General features: G+C 58.6%; 18 protein-coding genes. 1 reads left to right on the top strand and 17 read right to left on the bottom strand.

Annotated features, from left to right (window positions below):
- Nucleotides 1-414: 414 nt before the first annotated feature.
- Genes AC1RCO_RS01890 through AC1RCO_RS01875 form a run of 4 tightly spaced genes read right to left on the bottom strand, consistent with a single transcriptional unit; the run spans nt 415 to nt 4,972 of the window.
- The gene (locus AC1RCO_RS01890; RefSeq protein WP_492617307.1) at nt 415-3,507 is read right to left on the bottom strand and encodes a TipJ family phage tail tip protein; all 3,093 of its coding nucleotides are present in this window, start codon (nt 3,505-3,507) and stop codon (nt 415-417) included.
- A gap of 57 nt (nt 3,508-3,564) precedes the next feature.
- The gene (locus AC1RCO_RS01885; protein WP_072444327.1) at nt 3,565-4,137 is read right to left on the bottom strand and encodes a tail assembly protein; all 573 of its coding nucleotides are present in this window, start codon (nt 4,135-4,137) and stop codon (nt 3,565-3,567) included.
- 52 nt (nt 4,138-4,189) lie between these two features.
- Nucleotides 4,190-4,540 carry a hypothetical protein gene (locus AC1RCO_RS01880; RefSeq protein WP_072444329.1) on the bottom strand — a complete coding sequence of 117 codons (351 nt, stop codon included), beginning with the start codon at nt 4,538-4,540 and terminating at the stop codon, nt 4,190-4,192.
- A 39-nt stretch (nt 4,541-4,579) separates the two neighbouring features.
- Nucleotides 4,580-4,972 carry a hypothetical protein gene (locus AC1RCO_RS01875; protein WP_072444331.1) on the bottom strand — a complete coding sequence of 131 codons (393 nt, stop codon included), beginning with the start codon at nt 4,970-4,972 and terminating at the stop codon, nt 4,580-4,582.
- A gap of 680 nt (nt 4,973-5,652) precedes the next feature.
- Here AC1RCO_RS01875 and AC1RCO_RS01870 point away from each other — a divergent pair.
- The gene (locus AC1RCO_RS01870; RefSeq protein WP_072444335.1) at nt 5,653-5,997 is read left to right on the top strand and encodes a hypothetical protein; all 345 of its coding nucleotides are present in this window, start codon (nt 5,653-5,655) and stop codon (nt 5,995-5,997) included.
- 19 nt (nt 5,998-6,016) lie between these two features.
- Here the strand turns inward: AC1RCO_RS01870 and AC1RCO_RS01865 are convergent, their stop codons facing one another.
- From AC1RCO_RS01865 to AC1RCO_RS01805, 13 genes are all read right to left on the bottom strand, one after another.
- Entirely contained in the window at nt 6,017-6,799 is a 783-nt protein-coding gene (locus tag AC1RCO_RS01865; protein ID WP_492617306.1) for a C40 family peptidase, read from the bottom strand.
- A 2-nt stretch (nt 6,800-6,801) separates the two neighbouring features.
- Nucleotides 6,802-7,485 (bottom strand): phage minor tail protein L, encoded by a 684-nt coding sequence (locus AC1RCO_RS01860; protein ID WP_492617305.1) that lies wholly within the window; start codon nt 7,483-7,485, stop codon nt 6,802-6,804.
- A 51-nt stretch (nt 7,486-7,536) separates the two neighbouring features.
- Nucleotides 7,537-7,950 (bottom strand): hypothetical protein, encoded by a 414-nt coding sequence (locus AC1RCO_RS01855; RefSeq protein WP_492617304.1) that lies wholly within the window; start codon nt 7,948-7,950, stop codon nt 7,537-7,539.
- Entirely contained in the window at nt 7,937-9,361 is a 1,425-nt protein-coding gene (locus AC1RCO_RS01850; protein WP_492617303.1) for a hypothetical protein, read from the bottom strand. Before AC1RCO_RS01850 ends, AC1RCO_RS01855 begins: the two co-directional genes overlap by 14 nt.
- Nucleotides 9,358-9,696, bottom strand: a complete 339-nt coding sequence (locus AC1RCO_RS01845) for a phage tail protein (protein WP_210713272.1) — start codon at nt 9,694-9,696, stop codon at nt 9,358-9,360. The genes AC1RCO_RS01850 and AC1RCO_RS01845 overlap by 4 nt, the downstream gene beginning before the upstream one ends.
- 45 nt (nt 9,697-9,741) lie before the next feature.
- Entirely contained in the window at nt 9,742-12,990 is a 3,249-nt protein-coding gene (locus tag AC1RCO_RS01840) for a phage tail tape measure protein (RefSeq protein WP_492617302.1), read from the bottom strand.
- A gap of 175 nt (nt 12,991-13,165) precedes the next feature.
- Nucleotides 13,166-13,696, bottom strand: a complete 531-nt coding sequence (locus AC1RCO_RS01835) for a UDP-N-acetylglucosamine acyltransferase (RefSeq protein WP_401154925.1) — start codon at nt 13,694-13,696, stop codon at nt 13,166-13,168.
- Between the two features lie 69 nt (nt 13,697-13,765).
- Nucleotides 13,766-14,017, bottom strand: a complete 252-nt coding sequence (locus AC1RCO_RS01830) for a DUF1799 domain-containing protein (protein WP_463588328.1) — start codon at nt 14,015-14,017, stop codon at nt 13,766-13,768.
- 65 nt (nt 14,018-14,082) lie between these two features.
- A complete protein-coding gene (locus AC1RCO_RS01825; protein ID WP_463588329.1) occupies nt 14,083-14,463 on the bottom strand; it encodes a phage tail assembly chaperone in 381 nt (126 codons plus the stop codon).
- 3 nt (nt 14,464-14,466) lie between these two features.
- Nucleotides 14,467-15,120: a phage tail protein gene (locus tag AC1RCO_RS01820; protein ID WP_102881647.1), complete on the bottom strand. Its 654-nt coding sequence runs from the start codon at nt 15,118-15,120 to the stop codon at nt 14,467-14,469.
- Between the two features lie 402 nt (nt 15,121-15,522).
- A complete protein-coding gene (locus AC1RCO_RS01815) occupies nt 15,523-15,939 on the bottom strand; it encodes a phage tail terminator-like protein (protein WP_492617301.1) in 417 nt (138 codons plus the stop codon).
- On the bottom strand, nt 15,936-16,589 hold the full coding sequence (locus tag AC1RCO_RS01810; protein WP_492617300.1) for a hypothetical protein: 654 nt from the start codon (nt 16,587-16,589) through the stop codon (nt 15,936-15,938). The genes AC1RCO_RS01815 and AC1RCO_RS01810 overlap by 4 nt, the downstream gene beginning before the upstream one ends.
- The gene (locus AC1RCO_RS01805; protein WP_492617299.1) at nt 16,586-16,954 is read right to left on the bottom strand and encodes a hypothetical protein; all 369 of its coding nucleotides are present in this window, start codon (nt 16,952-16,954) and stop codon (nt 16,586-16,588) included. The genes AC1RCO_RS01810 and AC1RCO_RS01805 overlap by 4 nt, the downstream gene beginning before the upstream one ends.
- Between the last annotated feature and the right edge of the window lie 6 nt (nt 16,955-16,960).

Here is a 16,960-nt window from a genome sequence, read left to right as displayed (position 1 = left end):
CTCCTGCAGGATGGAGCTTCCTCCAAATCCCGTGATACTCAACGGGTCCGCTTTTGACCAGCCCGTATACCGACTTAGACGTGTCATAAAGAATCTCTTCAGACTCTTTGCGAACGATTAGCGCTGGGCCCATTAGTAATACCCGTAGTAAATGATGCAGTTCATCGGAAAGCCGCTAGGGATGTTGTATGTCCATGACATTGACGTGCTCGTCATGATCACGCCAGGCAGCTTTCCCGCTGTATTCATGCATGGCTCAAGGGGGGATACGATGCTTATCGGTATCTTCCCAGGAGGAATCGTGAACGTCACAGTGCCGTTAGCTCTGTTCGATATGACCAATCATCTGGCTAAGATTTTTGGTCATGTCAGCGGTTATTACACCGCTGCTATCACGGGTGATAAGACCTATCGTCATGTTGCATCCACGCTCAGATCGATGGCTTTAACGCCATTCGGATGGAAAACATACAGTCCTTTGTTGTTGATCATCAGCCTTGCCCCTCCTGGGGAGTTGCCCATCATTTGGAATGTTCCATCCGGACGAAACGCCCAGCCCGAAACATCAGCCTCATAGTTCTCAGACTGCAAGTTACTGCCGATCTTGAGCATGTCGATTGAGCCGTTCTTGATGAATGCAGTGTCGAGATAGGCGGCATTGTTTTGAACAACGAATGGGTAATAAATCTCCGTAGCGTTCGGGTCTACAATTGCAAATCGGCTTGCGGCGATCAGCACCTGGCTGGTGATGACCCCTTCGTTGTTCTCCACACCAACACCAATACCGGCCAGGTATGGCTTGTTGTCGACCGTGAGCTGGGTCTTGATCGAGTACATGGCCGCGAGCTCGCTTTTCAGGGTCTCGATCTCAACCTGCGCACCGCCACCCGAGTCGATCTTTTCCAGCAGATGCTGGCTCAACTGCGTCTCGGTGATCTGGTCGTTCAGGTACTCAAGGATCACACCGGCATCGGCGGAGGACTGTCCCATCACCGGCCCGTAGAAAGCGCCGACGTTGCCGATGCGGTCCACCAGCCGGGCCCAGAAGAAGAACCGCACGCCAGCTGCCAGGCCCATGATGGTCAGGTCGGTCTGCGGATAGGCGTAGTCGCCGAACTTGGTCGCCGTGGCCACCTGATTGGTCTGGCTGTACCAGATTTCAGTTCGTTGCAGATCCGCGGTGGTGACTCCGGCCGGGATGCCCCAGGCCAACTTGATGCCGAACACAATCGACTCGGCGGTGAATGACGACGGCACGGGCGGCGGCGTGGTCTTGCCGTTCAGCACGGTCTCGACTGAGGTCGCGAACACCGACCCGATGTCGAGCGAGTTGATGGCCCGCACCTTGGCCACATACCGCCCCGCGTAGATCCCGCTCACATCGATGGATGTGGTGCCCGTGCGGCCGGCAAAGATCCAGTCGCCATCGTTCTTTCGCCAGTAGACTTCGTAGGCGATCGCCGCTTCTGGCCTCTCCCACTCAATCGTCATGACGCTGACCGCGCTGCCCTGGTCGACGAAGTGGTCATTGCTCACCGTCACGTTCGCCGGCGGCCGCTGGACACTCGGCGGGATCACCGTCACCGGTGGCCGATCGATGCGCGTGCCGTTGTCGATTGCGCCGTACTTGCTCGCGTTGTGGCGTACCGCGCTGATCGTGAACTTGATCTCCGAGTCGGAGAAATCCTCCGCCACCGACATCACGCGAAACAGTTGGGTGGCCAGGGTTGTCGAGTCAATCGCCCACATCGAATGCTGGGGCGGCAGTTCATCCAGCTTCTTCTCCAGCACAACCTGTTGGACTTCAGCAGGAAACCCGGTGGTATCCATCGTCACGCGACCACTCGACCACTTGATCCCCTTGCGGTCCCAGGTCAGCGGATACCCGACCGATTTGATCTTGCGGGAGACAGCAGTGCCCGTGGGCATGATCACTGTGATGGTGTCGCCGGGGTATGCCTTCACGTCGGCATCCAGTACCAGGCTATCGAGCGTGGAAGAGCGCAGGCGCCCACCAATGCGGCGCCCTGCCCGATCATTGTCCGCAATACGGATAATTTGCCCGGGGCGCGCCAGGGTGCCGTCCAGACCCACAGAGAACCCCACGCTTTCGGTTTCCAAGCGGTTGGTCAGCAGCGCCCACTTGCCGATGCGCTGCGCCTGGGCCTGGGAAGTACAGCCGGTGGCGGTGATTTCGGTCTGCTGGATCCCGTAGCGGGTGATACCAGCCTGGTCATCGACGTACTCGACCTTTTGCCGGTAGAAGTCGGCCGGGTCGTTCCAGCTGACCAGGGCCACGGTGTAGCGGGTCTTCTTGGCTGAGCCGAAGTAACCGAACTTGCCGTCGATCACGTTGGCGTTCGAGTAGGTGTAAACCGGGTCTTCCGGGATATCGGCAATAGCCATGACCGACCCGGCGGCCCAGTACGACATTCCCCGAAAGGTCGTGGCCAGGTCCTGCAGCACGTCCAGGGCGTTGGAGCGGGTCTGCAGGAACAGATTGCAGGTGAACCGCGGCTCCATGCCGCCCTTCCCGTCCGGCACCATCTGATCGCAGTACTGGCCGATGCGGTACAGCTCCCAGCGGTCCACCTGGCCCTCGTTCAGCAGGTGGCCCAGGCCATAGCGGAAGTGCAGCAACAGGTCGTAGAAGATCCAGGCCGGGTTATCAGTCCAGGCTAACTTGAACGAACCATCCCAGATGCCGGAGTACAGCCGGCTTTCCGGGTCGTAATTGCTCGGCACGCGAATGATGCGGCCGCGAAGGTCGAAGGATCTGGTGGGGATCGCCTGGAACTGCGAGGCATCGAACTGTAGGCCGACGACAGCAGAACCCGGGTAGCGCAGCTTGGCGTCGATGACCTCGGTGATGGCGTCGATGCTCGTCTTGTCCGCAATAGCGCCAGAGGTGCTGTTCGGCGTCAGGCGGGTAACGCGAATCTGCCAGTTACTGCTCGCCGGCGGCAGGTCCACCCGGTGGGAGCGCTCGTACTTCGTCGAGGTCTTGCCGCTGAACGCCGAGGCCAGCACCTGCACATAGGGCCCGCCGTCGGTGGAAACCTCGATCTTGTATTGCACGGTGTAGCCATTGGTGTCGCCGTTGCTGGTGTTCGTCTGCGCCAGGCGCGGGGTGGACAAGCGCACGCGCACGGCCGACAGCTGCAGGTTCTGCACAGCGCGGACCCAGGGTTGGCCATACTTCAGCTCAACACCCACCGCGATCTCGCTTTCGACCGCTGGAAAGCCCGGGATATGCAGCTGATCCTGGCTGCCTGTGCGGGCGTCCAGAGTGACACCGCTGAAGTTACGGGTGCCGTCGGCATTGGCCAGCGGAGTCTCGTCGAGATAGACCGAGCGCTCACCCGCGACCAGGCCCTGGATCTCGCCCTCGCTCACCAGGTCGAGGATCCGCGCATACGCGGTACTTTGCAGGCTGTCGGGGGCCTCAACGGACGGCCGTGGCTTCGACTCGCCGCCCTTGGCTCCGGTGATGATCTGGTTGTTCATGGCTTTCCTTCAGGCAAAAAAATACCCGCACTCGGCGGGCCTGGTGGCGGGTTAGACTTACATCTGATCTTCGGAGTAGATTCCGGCGCTGATCACCGCGCTGCCGACGATCATCCGGCCATAAAGCAGCGGGACCGGGTTGCCCTGGACGCTGGTGTTTACGGCGCCGTTGAAGCTGTAGCTGGGCCGGTTATTGGGGCTGTCCTGGGTGCCCAGGCCCTTGGCTTGCGGGCTGAGCATCTGAATTACGCCGCCGGCAACCATTGCAATACCTGCTGGGGCAAGCCCTTGAAATCCAGGAATGAAGGAAGCAGCAATCAGAACCGCACCCACGATTGTCTGCAGTAGGCCCGCGCGCTTCGATCCTGAAATGACTGGGACAATCCGTACAGCATCACGCCCGGTTGGTTTTACAAGATCTCTTTCGGAAAGGTTTTCCTTCCCATTGAAGATCGCATAGCGCAGTCCTTTGCTTGAGCTCTCAGATATATGCTGCTCAAAGCCCGGAAACTGCTTGAAATAACCCATGATGTCCCGCCAACCTCCCCGGGTAATCATCCTGTGCCGACGGCCAAATAGCTTAGCCAGGGAGCCAGACAGCAGGACGGTTTGCATCTTTTCAGCAGACATATTTTCTCCAGGCAATAAAAAACCGCCCGTAGGCGGCTTGAGTATTCGGCGTTCACAAACACCTGTTCAACGAGGGGACAAGACCGCCTCGACCAATCTGCGACCAGGAAGCTCTCTGATAGAGCTTGACGATGCTCCCACTACCCTGCTGAGCAAGCTCAATGTTCAAAACATCATCGGTTTGGCCAGAGTCAGTTCCAGCAATAATCCGATATCCATTTTGGGTCTCGCTCATCACAGATGTGGACCTGTAGTCCTGCCATGCCGGATACACACAGAGCGCAATGTCCTTGGGTTTTTTCGTAGAAATGTGGGTGCTGACTGGATTTCCTGCCATCAAGTCAGATGGGGTTGAACATCCCGCCAACAGCGCCAGCGCAACCACCCCAATCAGTATCCGCATGATTACCTCTCGAACAGAGATACAAAGACAAAAATTGGCTTACCGGATTCTGATTGGTATACCGCTTGAGCCGATCTCCCACCCGCCGACTAGCTTGTCATTCCGGATGAGAAACTTATAAGGCTTGGCGCCAACGTATCCACCGTAACTATTTTTTGCATTGACCGTCACATCCAAGAGAAATCCTGCCTCAATTTTCCTGCCTTCAAAAACGCTGCCTACCATGTACCCCCTGTATACCGTGCCAAAGCTGTATCGAGCTGAGTCGGGGTCTTTCAGATAAATGCCAAAGAAATTTTTCACTGCTTTCTCGGCGTCCTCCTGATACACAGAGGCTCCATAATCAGCCGCCTGTATTTGCTCAGGGGTCGGTTTTGAGGCGCAGCCAGTAACTAAAAATAACGACAGAAGCAGAAGTGAAATCCAGCGCATAACAACTCTCCATGTTTTCTTGGAGAATACCATTTACGCTCAAGCACGAAAGCCCCGCATGGGCGGGGTTCGTGAAAATGGGAGGGTTAGATGTCCTGCAAGATCTCTCGGAAGCGCTCTACGGCAGCCTGGTTGTAGTGAAACGTCTCGACCTGCTTGCTGCTGTACCGCGCAACACAGCAAGAGCACGACCATACGATCCGTCAGATGTTTGAGACTCAATCAGCAGGCAACTGAAGCCCGGCCAAGAGCCGGGTACATCCGCGCGGACTTACACGCCATGATCAGAAGGAACTTAGATGCCACACCGACTAATATCTTTGAAAACTGCGCTGAGCAACCCATCGAATGACGTACTGGCTGCTTTAGCAGTCCGTCAGGGACTCATAAATGCCCTTGAGGGTTGGTCTGGCAGGACTGACCGCTGCTGCACATTCATGCCCTACGGCACAAAGCTAACCAGCGAGCTTCGTTGCTTCGCTCTCAGCCTGCTGGAGCAGTTGGACAACTATTTCCCGACAGCGACCCGACCTTACCCTCAATATGATCTGGAAGGTTTCTGGAAGATGGCTCAGGCGGAAGCGGGATAGTACCAGATGCACAGGGCCCAACGTGGGACTGGGCTTTGTGCTGCTGGAAACCTGATGTTACCACCCTGCAGACGCAAAGGACTTGCAGTAATGCCCTCACCGAGCCGAGTAGCTCTTGCCCTCATCTTTCTGCTGGCCTCAACTGCCGGCGCTGCCAATGACGAAGTCTCCCAAGAATGGGAGCATCTGATAAAAGCGGACTTCCAAGACGGCTGTGTGAGTCGGTTGGACGAATACCGATCCACCTTTGGAAGCAACGGAGTACGCCTCGGCGCATGGCTTGTGCAAACCTGCGAAGGCAATTTTGAGTATGGTGCGAGTTACTATCCGCTCAACGTGCACACCGAAAATAAACGGATCGGGGTCAGGCGAACGCAGAAACTTCCTCCGCTGACACCAGCACAGTTAAAAAAAATGTACTCGCTGAAGGGATAGCGCGACAGAGTGCTATCCGCTATGCCCTGTTTGTGAGATTGCTTGCCATGTGCCGCCAGTAGCTGACAGTCACCTCTCGCCAGTACCCGCCGTAGGTGTCCCGCTTGCTGTCCCGGTTGTAGAGGTGATGCAGAATCGACCCTGGCGCCGGGAAGTGTTGGGGCTCAGTCTTCAGCACACCTTCGGCCAGGTATACCCCGGCGTGGTTCGGCACCTTCGACCGGATCTGCATCAGCACGATGTCGCCGTGCTGCGGCGCACTGACCTGGCTGAACCCGGCCGCGGTTAGGTTCTCCAGATAAAGGTTCCCGCCCTTCTCCCACCACCCGTCCTCCCGCTCGTACTGGCCCAGGTCGATGCCCATTTCGCGGCAGTAGAAGTCGAGGATGATGCTCAAGCAATCGTGCACGCCGTGGGCGAACTTGCGGCCGATCAGCGGGGCCTGGTAGCCATCAGGCGCGAAGCTCACAAACTCGCCTGGGCGCACCCGTTCATCATCGCCCTTGCGGACCTCAAGGATGTGCCAGGGAAGCCCGGAAGCCTCGCAGGACACGCGATCTGCCTCACTGGGTGCTGCTGGGTAGTCTGGATGGCTATGCACGACTGCCAGCACCTGGCCGCGATCCTCGGCGGCGGCGAAGTCCTCGGGCGCCAGGCGGAAATGCTCACTGGGCGTCGAGGCCGTGTTGCGGCAAGGCACATAGACTTCCTTTCGCCCTTCGCGAATCACCAGGCCGCAGCACTCACGCGGGTACTCAGCCAGCGCATGCCGCTCAATGGCGGCGCAAGTGGACTTGTTCATGGTCAGCTCCGAAGCAGGCCAGCGGCCGGGAATGAGCCGTAAGGCAGAGGATTGTTCTCGCCGAAGCGAAGCTTGCAGCTGCTCAGGCGCCCGCCGCATTTGTCCTTGGAGGCGTCGGTGACGATGATGTCGTTCTCATCGGCCACGGGCCCGCCGTTGTAGCCGCAGTAGGGCCCGCGATAACCGCCGCAACTGAGCCACCAGCAGACGTTGGTCACGATCTGCCGGCGCGGCAGCTGAACCCCGGCGAAGTCCAGGGCCGAGGCCAGCTCAAACTGCACCGTTTCGTTGTTCTCGGCAGCCTTGCGCTCGACGTACCAGATGTCCGGCGGCAACTCTTCGTCGGGGTCTGCTTCGGGCTGGCCGTCCAGGTACTTGCCCAGGGTCCGGTGCCGGATCAACTTCGCCCCCACCAGATCCTCGAAGTACAGCACCAAGGCTGTGATGAACCCGCCAACGTTGCCAACGGACAGGGTCGGCATAGGCTGAGCGCCCTGCCCCGTCATTTCGAAGCCCTCGGCTTTGATTGGCCAGGGCGAATACTCCTCGCCCTGCCAGTAGATCGACGACTGCTGCGGGTAGCCGTGAAAGCGGTACAGCTCGGCGCCCAGCGCGGTAGCGTCGAGTTCGAAAAGCTCCACCCACGCGCCAGGCTCCAAGGTCTGGATATCGGCCGTAATTGGCATCGTGTTTCCTCAAGGCAAAAAAAATCCCGCTCGTTGGCGGGGTTCGAAAACTTACTCCGGCCGCTGCGGGCGACGCTCCGGATCAGGGAAGTCGGAGCCGCCTTTCGCCCAGGTTCTGAGCTGGCAGCGATATGTGAGCCACTGCTTGCGCGTACCAGGCAGCAGGTCGGCAACGTCAATCCCCGCTTCCGCCTCTTCCAAGCGATCAAGCTGCTTTGCCACCTCCTCCAGCTCCTCAGCTATCCATGCCACATCCGCTACACCTTGCTTGTACGCTGAGGGGCCCCAGCCTGGGAAAAGCCAAACCTGGTCGAAGTATTCCGGCGTGCCCTCCACCGCAATTCCGCCTTCCGGCGCTGGTCCGTTGGTCTTTATGATCTGCACCCCGTCCTTGTCAACGTAGAGGATTGATGGATCTTGAGGTGGAGGGCTGATTTCCAGGTCTTCAATTTTAGGCGGCTGCACGGATAACAATCCTCCAGTTCGCAGGGGTGAGGTTGGCTGACGCACCTGTCTGGGCGTCAAGAACGGTTAGTCCGGTGGATGCCACCTTGATGAATATCAGCGATCCGTTAGCCCCGATTGAATAGCCAGATGCTGGTAGCACATGAATGCCAGCGGACCATGACGCTTGATCTACGATAGGAACCGCAAAGAGCTGCATGCTGGTGGGGATAGCGCCGAGACCGTGCTGGATACTCTGGAGTAGGCCGTTGGTGTACGTCAGTCCGTCGCTCTGGTAGCGCTTTGTAGGGTAGTACCACTCCCAGCCGCCCACGGAGCCATTAATGCTTGCGCGCGTAGCCATTGCGCCGCCTGTTAATGGGCGCGCAAGCATTGTCCAGCCGGTCGGGTCATACCAGCTCATCTCAAGTGTTCCGTAGAATCCAGCGCCTCCAACGGTTTCCGGAGTGACGATGTACTTACCACTGGCTCGCAGCACGTTGATATCGGAGATATACCCCACCCCGTCGGTGGGGCGCCCTCCCCTGGGGTCCGACCCTAGGCCGTAATCACTGGCCAACATAACCCTTCGAGGTGTCTGCCAGGAGTCCGTATAGCGCTGGAATGTCAGAATGTCGGCATCATGGTCGGTGATAATCCGGGTACGTCGCGTTGATGCCCCCATCAGCGTAATAACTTGACCATTGCGACCCGCTGGGAATCCTGGGGTTGTCCCGCCATAGGCACCAAAGCCCGTCACGTCATCAGCGGCTACATCCAGAGCCTTTGACCCGACACCAAAGTCTCCAGCCAGAACAAAAGGTTTCCATGGCCCCCTGGTGGCTCCGTTGACCCGGCTAAACCAGACCTTCTCCCCATCAAGCGACGTGGCGATAAAGGTGGATGAATCGCCATCGGCGCCGCCTGTCATCGAAAGCAGCTGGCCGCCCCCTGCTGCCGGGGGCCGTCCGACGGTGCTTTGGTTCCAGTAGGTGATGCCGCCAAGCTTAAGCTGATAGATGTTGTCGACGAGCGGAGCTTGCGCGCCGATGCCGTAGTCCTTGGCGTTGATCAGGTTGCCGAGCTTGGTTTTCTCTGGCGTGGTGTAGTCATTTGAGGACAACCCCTTACCTGCAACGGGTTCAACGAAATCCGGAAGCTGAGGCACCGGAACTTTCCCGTTGACCAACTGCGCGACCTTTACGCCGAGGTCTGACCCTGGCACCGCAGCATCGGCCACTGCCTTCGCCGCGGCGGCGGCATCCTGTGCTTCTGCCGCATCCGCCACACCCTGATCAGCCTTCGCCTGCGCTGCCTCTGTGCGCGTATCAAGCTCCGCGAAGTTCTCGTTAATGATGATCCCGCCGTCACGAAGCGTGTCGCCGGTCTCGTCGTTCGCCTCCTCGCCTACATCGATTAGCCGAATGCTCATGGGTGAAATGCCTGTTCGAAGGTTGCGGTCAGGGTGTAGGCATCGCCCCCCATGGCCTTGGGTTGGTACTCGGAGCATCGATAGAGCATTTGACCGCCCAGCGGGTCAGACCAAAAAAAAGGCGTTGCGCCGGCATGCCGGTCGAGGAACGCCATAATTTCCTTGATGCGCGCCTTCTGGCCCGTGAACGTCAGGGGCCAGGACTGCGAGCGGTTGTTGATTCCGTCCTGGGCCCGCTGCTCGTAACCATCGCCGAACTTGGCCGACTTGGTTCGAAACGCAATGGTCGCCGCAGGATCGTTGTTCGGCTTCCAGGTAAAGGTTTCAGTTGCCATATTTTCTCCAGGCATAAAAAAGCCCGCCGAAGCGGGCAACGCCAATCAACCACGCCCCCTGATGGCCATGTAGATCTGGCCTCCTGGCCGGAGGTCCTTCGCGATCTGCTCTTGGGCGCCCTGCTTGGCGGACTTGGCATAGGCCTGAGCCAGAACCTGGCCGTCCGCTTCGCTGGCCCCGCCGCTCCCTTCAGGGACGTTGAAGGTCTGCTGAATCACCACCTGGTTATTGCTTGAGCTTGAACCACCGCCCAATGCTCGGATACCCAGCTGTCCGCCAGAGGTCCTGGCCAGCGGCACAATCGCCTCGGGCCCAGCCTCGCCGACAACTCCAGTCTTGCCGCCAGCCATCCCGAAAGCGGTGGGCTTGCTCACGATGCTGTTCGTGAAGGCGCCGCCATCCTTGAAAAACTGGACACCGCCATCCCATCCGCCACCGTTGGCCTGATAGCTGGAGAAGTCGACCCCGGTATACCCGGCCTGCGTTGAGCCGGCCGAGGCCGCCCCACCGCCGAAGTACGACCCAGCAGCAGAAGCCGCCATGCCGAACAACGAGCTCAGTGCCGAGGAGCTGGCCTGGCGCACAGCGATTCGGGCCATATCAGCGAGAATAGATTTGGTGAAGTCAGCGAACGACAGCTTCCCGGTCATCGCGAACTGCACAATCGCGTCTTCCATTGAGCCGAAGGCGTTGGTGAAAAGGCTCTTGGTCTGGCCAGCAACATCCCGTGCCGACTCCAGGTAGTTCTGCCAGGCCGAAGATGCTCCATTCCTCCAGTCGCCCTGAGCTGCCGTCATGTCGTCGTAGTTGCTGACCACGGTGTCGTGCAGCTTCTGCTGGGTGGCTTCCAATGCCTGCAGCTTCTGCGTGTACTCGTCGAGGCTCATGCCCCGGGAGCCATCGCCGTACTGGTTGGCCAGGTCCAGCTTTTGCTGGTTGATGCGGTCATCGATCGCGTTCTGCTGGTTCGTCAGGTCTCGCTGGCGGTCACCCTGGCCAAGACCCGCGGCAGCACGCATGCCCTGCTCGCGCAGAGTATCGACTTGCTGCTGCAGAGCGCTGGTGTAGGTCTTGACCGCCAGCTCCTGCTTCTTCAGCCTGCCCTCTTCGTTCTTAGCCAGCACGATCAGCTCGGTGTCAGCGTCCCGCTGAGCCTTGACCATGGCGGCTCGGGCATCGGCGATCTTCTGGTCCAACTGGATGCGCTGGGCGGCGGAGGTACTGGCCTTACCCTTGGCGGCCTCAAGTGCCGCAATTTCCGCTTCATAGGCCGCTGTGACCTCGTCCCGCTCATTGCCGATCAAGGCCTCACGCTTGAGCAGGTAGTCGGCCTGGGACACCAGCCCAGCCTTCTGCGCTGCGTCCAGTTCCTTCTGGGCATTTTTGTACTCGGACAGGATGCCGGCGAGGTTGTTTTTCGAGGTGTTGAAGGCCGTCAGATCTACCGCGCTGGCGGCGGTCTTCGTGTCTTTGTACTTGCTGTTAATCGCCGTTTTTTGACCATCAACACTTTCCTTGGTCAAGCGACTATTAGTCGGATCAGACACCCGGAGAGCTGCAAGCTCTTTTTCCAGATCCTCCAGTTCATCCTTGCGTTTGTCTGCGTTAGATCTTGTGGCCTTCTTTCTCGCATCAAGCTTATCAATCGCCTTCTGGCCGGCCTCCATGATCGCGTTACGCTCTTTCTGCCTCTTCGCGTAATCGGTCTCTGCTGCGTCCTTTACTTCCAATCCCTTGATGTAATCGCGGAGGCTTTGTTTTCCCTTCTCACCAATGTAAACAGGATACTCGCCCGGTATTCTCTCACTGCCACCTCGAGTTTCAAGGCGCTCAAGAGCCTCCTTTGCAGTTTGAATCCGCTCCGCGTTGGATTGGCTGCGCCCTGCGTTCTTCAGATTGTCCGCAGCCTTTGCGACCAGGTTGTAACCTTTCTCCCAGAGACTGAGGTTCTCCAGAATCTTGGGCGTCCGGTCGTTGATCGCATCCGCATACTGATCGGTGGCCAGCTTTACCGCCTCCGCATGTCGCCCCTGTTCTTCGAGAGCAACGATCTGCGAATAAACCGACGTAGTCAGATAGTGGTATTGCTCATTGAGCGCGGCAGAGGCCTTAACGGGCTCATCAGCCAACTTCACAAACTCGGCGATCGTGTCGCCCACCGCCTTGCCTGTTGCCTCCTGCATAGACACGGCGGCCTGGGTGATCCCCAGAAAGCTCTCTCCAGCAATCTTGCCGTTACCCGCAAGGGTGGTCAGAACCTCCGCGGCCTGCCCTGTTGTCCCGACCATATCGCTGACTTGCTTGGCCATGACGCCAAGCTGGGAAGCGGTAAGCCCGGCCGATCCGCCAGTTAAGATCAGTGACTTGTCGAAGGCATCCTGCTCTTCGCTGCCCTTGTAATAGGCGTAGGCAAGGCCACCGATTGCAGCAGTTACAAGAGCGATAGGCGCCGCGAGCGCGAAAAGGCTAGCAGCACTGGCACCGGCTCCAGCACCAAGCTGCGCAACCGCACGAACACCACTTCCCCAGTCCCCAGATTGCAGGGCGTTGGTCAGCTGCATGACGTTTTCTTGAGCCTGGCGGGTACCGAGCTTCAGCTTGTCGAACGCGCCCTCTGTAGCCGTGATGCCAGCCCGATCCTTGCCTACCTTGGCCAGGGCCTCGCTATAGCGGTCAGCGTTGATTGCGCCAAGACGGAAAGCTTCATGGGCGGCCTTTTCCTGCGCCTCCAGCTTGGCCAGCTTCACATTCAGGGGGTCGATACTGTTGACCGTGCGCTTCAGTGCCTCGATCTGCCGGTTCTCGGCGTCAATCAGGCGCTGCTTCTGCGCCGTCTCCTTGGCTTCGGCTTTCTCGATCTTGTCGAAGGATTTGCCGAGGCGCTCCTGATAGGCCTCTTGCTGCTCAATGGTGACCAGGCCGCCCTTGCGGGCCCGCTCAAGCAATCCCTCTGCCTGGACCAGCTTCTCCATGCTATCGATGTTGCCGGTCATCGCCCTGTCGAGCTGGCTGATGATGGCGATTTCGCTGGCGGCGCTTGTCCCGGCCTTGCGGCTCGCGTCGACCTGGCGCTCCTTCGCGCTGGTAGCTTTATCGATGCCCTGGGCGGCCTCAGCCTCAGCTTGGCTGATCTTCTTGCCGGTGTTGGCCAGGCCTTCACCGGACTTGCCGAGTTCATCAATCGCTTTTTCGGCATCGACCGCCGAATCCACCAGCTTGTCGAGGTCATCAGCAGCCTTGACGGCCTGGGACGACTCAACTGCAATGCCGATCGAAGCGAAGGTAGTGCTCATTGACGTCTCTCTTTTCTGTGGGATGCCCCACTTTCAGTTGCATTTCCTTAGGCAATAAAAAACCCGCTCAAGGCGGGCTTTTTACAAAAAGGTGTTCAGGCGCGATATGTAATAAGTACTCATGAACCTCAGACTGGCCTCATGTCAATCTCAAGTCAGGCACCTACAACAACGCTTAAGCATCAATCTTTGCCACACTTATTGCCTCTAGGAAAACTCGGATGTTCTCCTGAACAGCCCTGTTGATTGACTCTTTAATCCGCGTCGCTCCCGAAAAAGCATACGTTCCAGGAACTGAGCCAATGCTAGCGACGTCTCGCTCATAGACAATCTTGCCCGACTTCCTATTTACAATCTGGTAGGTAGCTCTCGCCTTCGACGTCATCGTGACGCCTCCCCCAGCAATGTCCAATTCCGTGATCTTCACAAAAATGTTCACTTTTTGGGAGGAGTCATCATTGAAAACCGAGATTCTATCAACGCCTTCACGCAAAGCACTTTCCCAGAACCTGGGGACCTCTTCTCCATTCGAAGGGATTTCTCCACGAGCCTCATTAGGACCAGCAAAAGACACGGACATGGACCTCAAGTCCGCATCAATTTTGTTGGTGGACATTTGCAGTCCCTGAACGGAAAAGTTTAACGGCGGTGGTGATGCGCACCCAGCCAAAAAAGCAATGGCCAGGGCCCCAATCAAAACTCTCATGCTGATCCCTCATCGTGATTTGGCGAAACTCTACCATCACACGAAGGAGGCGCCAAAGGCCTCAGGGGATCAGCTTTTACTTGTGTGTTCAACCATTACGGTCAGGGCCTCAGCCTCCATCTGCCGGATGTCATTGAAAATGCTTTGCCGGGAGCCAGCCGGCACACCACACATTCGGATGACACTCGGCAGGACGCCGTAGTCCAGACCGGTAGCGCCGCACGCGCCGACCCGCCACTGGGTGCTCATCGCTTCGAAAACGGTGAAGGCCGGCCAGTTGTCTGGCCAGACCTCGCAGTCCTGGCCGGTGAGATCACCCACCAGAAAGCCAAAGATCTTCAGCTCTTCAGCCGAAGGCCCTTGCTCGTAGAGTGCGCGCGCGGCGCTTAGGAGTTTCCCAGGCGGGCCTGATTGAACGCCTCGGAATATGCAGCCAATACCGCGCTGGGTATCGAGACAATCGAGGTGACCAGGATGCGGATATTCTGGTCGTTGAACTCCTCTTCGAAGTCCCAGCCAGCCACCACAGCCTTCACCTGATCCACCTGCAGGTCGATCTGGGCCGCGGTGAAGGTTTTCAGGTCCAACTCGTCAGCCTTCAATCCCAGGGCCTTGTGCCGCTCGCCCCACTCGGCGTAAAGCTCGGCCAAGCCGGTCCGGTCCAGGTACTTGAACTCGAACCCCACCTTCACCGGCTCGCCGCCCAACTGAGGGATCAGCACGTCAGCCTTGAAGGTTGGGTTCTGGATCAGCGAGAACTTTGCCATGGGTTACACCGAGGTCAGATAGCGGGTTGGCTCGGACTGCAGCGCCAGGTTGACGGTGCGGGTCAGTAGGTTGTTACGCGATACCGCCGGCTGCTTGGAGAACGAGGTGTAGGCCCCGTACAGCAGCGTGTCATTGCCCGGGAGGTTGAGCCTTGCAGCCTGCACCTTCTTGCCCGCATCAGCCGACATCAGCACCGCGTTGAAGGGTTGAGCCGGATCATCTGCGATGGTCAGCACCATGCTCGCCGCGGACTTGTCGGTCGGGATCTGCTTGCCCTGGTCATCTTCCAGGAAGGTGACGTCGAGATAGTTCTGCTCGCCGCCGGAGAAAGCCAGGTCGGTAACCTGCGGAATCAGTACCCAGGTGAGGATCTTTTTCATGGTGCCTGCACCGTTGCCAGCCGGGAACAGCTGCGTATCGGTGGTATCGATCCCTTCCAGGGTGATCGCCGTGGCAGTCGCGGCTTTAATGCGCACCACCTTGTTGTCCAGCTTGCTCCAGCCGGAGGTCAGCAGCACGATATCGCCGGCGTCCAGGTCGGCGCCCACAACGGTGGCGACCGCCTCGGAGGCGTTGGAAATTGCGGTGAAGGACAGAGCGGTGGCGTAAGTCGCGGCGTGCTGGAAGGTGCCGCCATTGGGAATTTTGTAGCCCATTGGGTGTTTCCTCTCTTCAGAAATGACAAAACCCGCTCAATGGCGGGTTTGTAGGGTTGCCCGAAGGGCGATTTATGGAGCAGAAGCGCTACTCAGGAAATCGGCAACCTTCGTACTCTTCAAGTGGCAGTCCAGACTTGGATCCAACGACAACGCCGGCCAGTCCACAGTGAGGGCAACAAGCATGCTTGTCTTCGTACCATCTCGTTATTTGAGTTGGAAAAGACCACTGGCCGCAGGCGCTGCAGATGCATCTTTCACTTGCACTGACTTCCTCTCGATTGTTCCAGCCGTGGTTATCGGCTGACTCATCCAGCCACTGTAAGCGTGCTTTTGTTGCATCATCCATGGCGTAACCCTGATCACCCAATCTGAATGCACGCGATTTTAGCGCGATGACGATCAGTTGGTATCGGCGCGGTACTGGAAGGACACAGGTACGGTGTAGGTAGTGTCTCCCTGAATACCCGGGCCCTGGTCTGGTGGCGTCATGGTGACCACCGTTAGGCCGGCCTTCTCGTTCCGTTCATACAGCGGAAACAGCGCACTGATCTCATCTGCCAGGCCTACAGCAGGACCGCGGTACTTGCCCGATGGCGTTACAACGCTGGCCTGGAAGACGCCGGTGTACAACCGGTGATCGCCGCCCAGGGTGTTGCTCGCAGTATCCGCCGGCAGCGTGTAGGCACGGAGGTAAGTTTCTCCGCCCTTTGGCGTGTAGGCCTCGTTCTCGACGACCACTTTCAGCGGCGGTACCCTGGCTTTCGCCCAGGCGATAACCCGGGCCTGGTAGATCGTGGCGATCACGTTATGGCTCATACCTGGTTGTTCCTGATGGCTTCGTCGACGATCTGCTGGAACCTGGCGAGCGTGATTCGAACCATGCCGCCAGGGGCCTGCTTTGAATGCCCGTACTCGAGCGGCACCGCATAAGGCAGGTTGTTCACGATGTAGGCTGTCTGGCCTGCTGTCAGTTGCCCGACCTGCAGCCGCAGCTTGGCCAGGGTCACACCTCCAGAAGGATCGACCTGATCCAGCGTGCCGTCGGCGGGTGTATCGATCGAAAACTGCCAGTTTCCCCGGAAGCGACCGCCAACATAGTCCTTGCCGGCCACCAGGCCGTTCACGTTGAAGTTCTGGTCGCGCTCGGTCTTGGTCAGGGGCTTGGCATACTTCACACCACGGCGCAGCTTGCCGGCCTTGGTGAAGTTGCTTTCGTCCAGGTTGATCAGCGTGTTGCGCACCGAGACCTTGAAGTCGTAGTTGTCGGCTGACCGCGTGTTGGCCGCTCGGTGCGCCACGTTGGCGGCCCAGATCTCCGGATTACCCACCGGTGACATGCGAATCACGCTGCTGCCGATCTCGATCACGATCTCGCGAAAGGTGGCGTCAATGCCGGCCTGGGCCTGCTCGGCGAACTGGCGGATGTTCTCGGCGAAGCTGCCGTTCCTGCCCGCGTACCGGTTCATGACCGCACCTGCAGCTCGTACAGAATCGGCGTACCGGCTGGGTTGATCTCTTTCAGCGGCGGAACGATAGACCAGGTCCGGCCCTGAATGACCACCTTGTTCAGCAGATCCGGCGCCCACGCCAGCCCCTGAGCGGCGACCTTGAGCTTCTTGTCGCCCTGCTTGATGAGGCTGTTGTTCTGGAACTCCAGGCCTGTGAAGTCGAGAAGGATACCCTGGGCCGTCTGCTCGATGATGGTGTCAGGGCCGGCCGAGTCGGTATCAGGATCGTACTCGCCAGGCTTGAAGTCGCGGATGGTTACGGGCTGGCCGAACTCTGTGATCATCTCCAGAGCCATCACGGCCATTTCGTCGTAGAAGGCCATGAGGGC

The organism is Pseudomonas sp. GW823-FHT03E05 (genome assembly GCF_058796855.1).
Note: the sequence above shows the minus strand (reverse complement) of the source record. Positions and strands in the feature narration are given on the sequence as shown.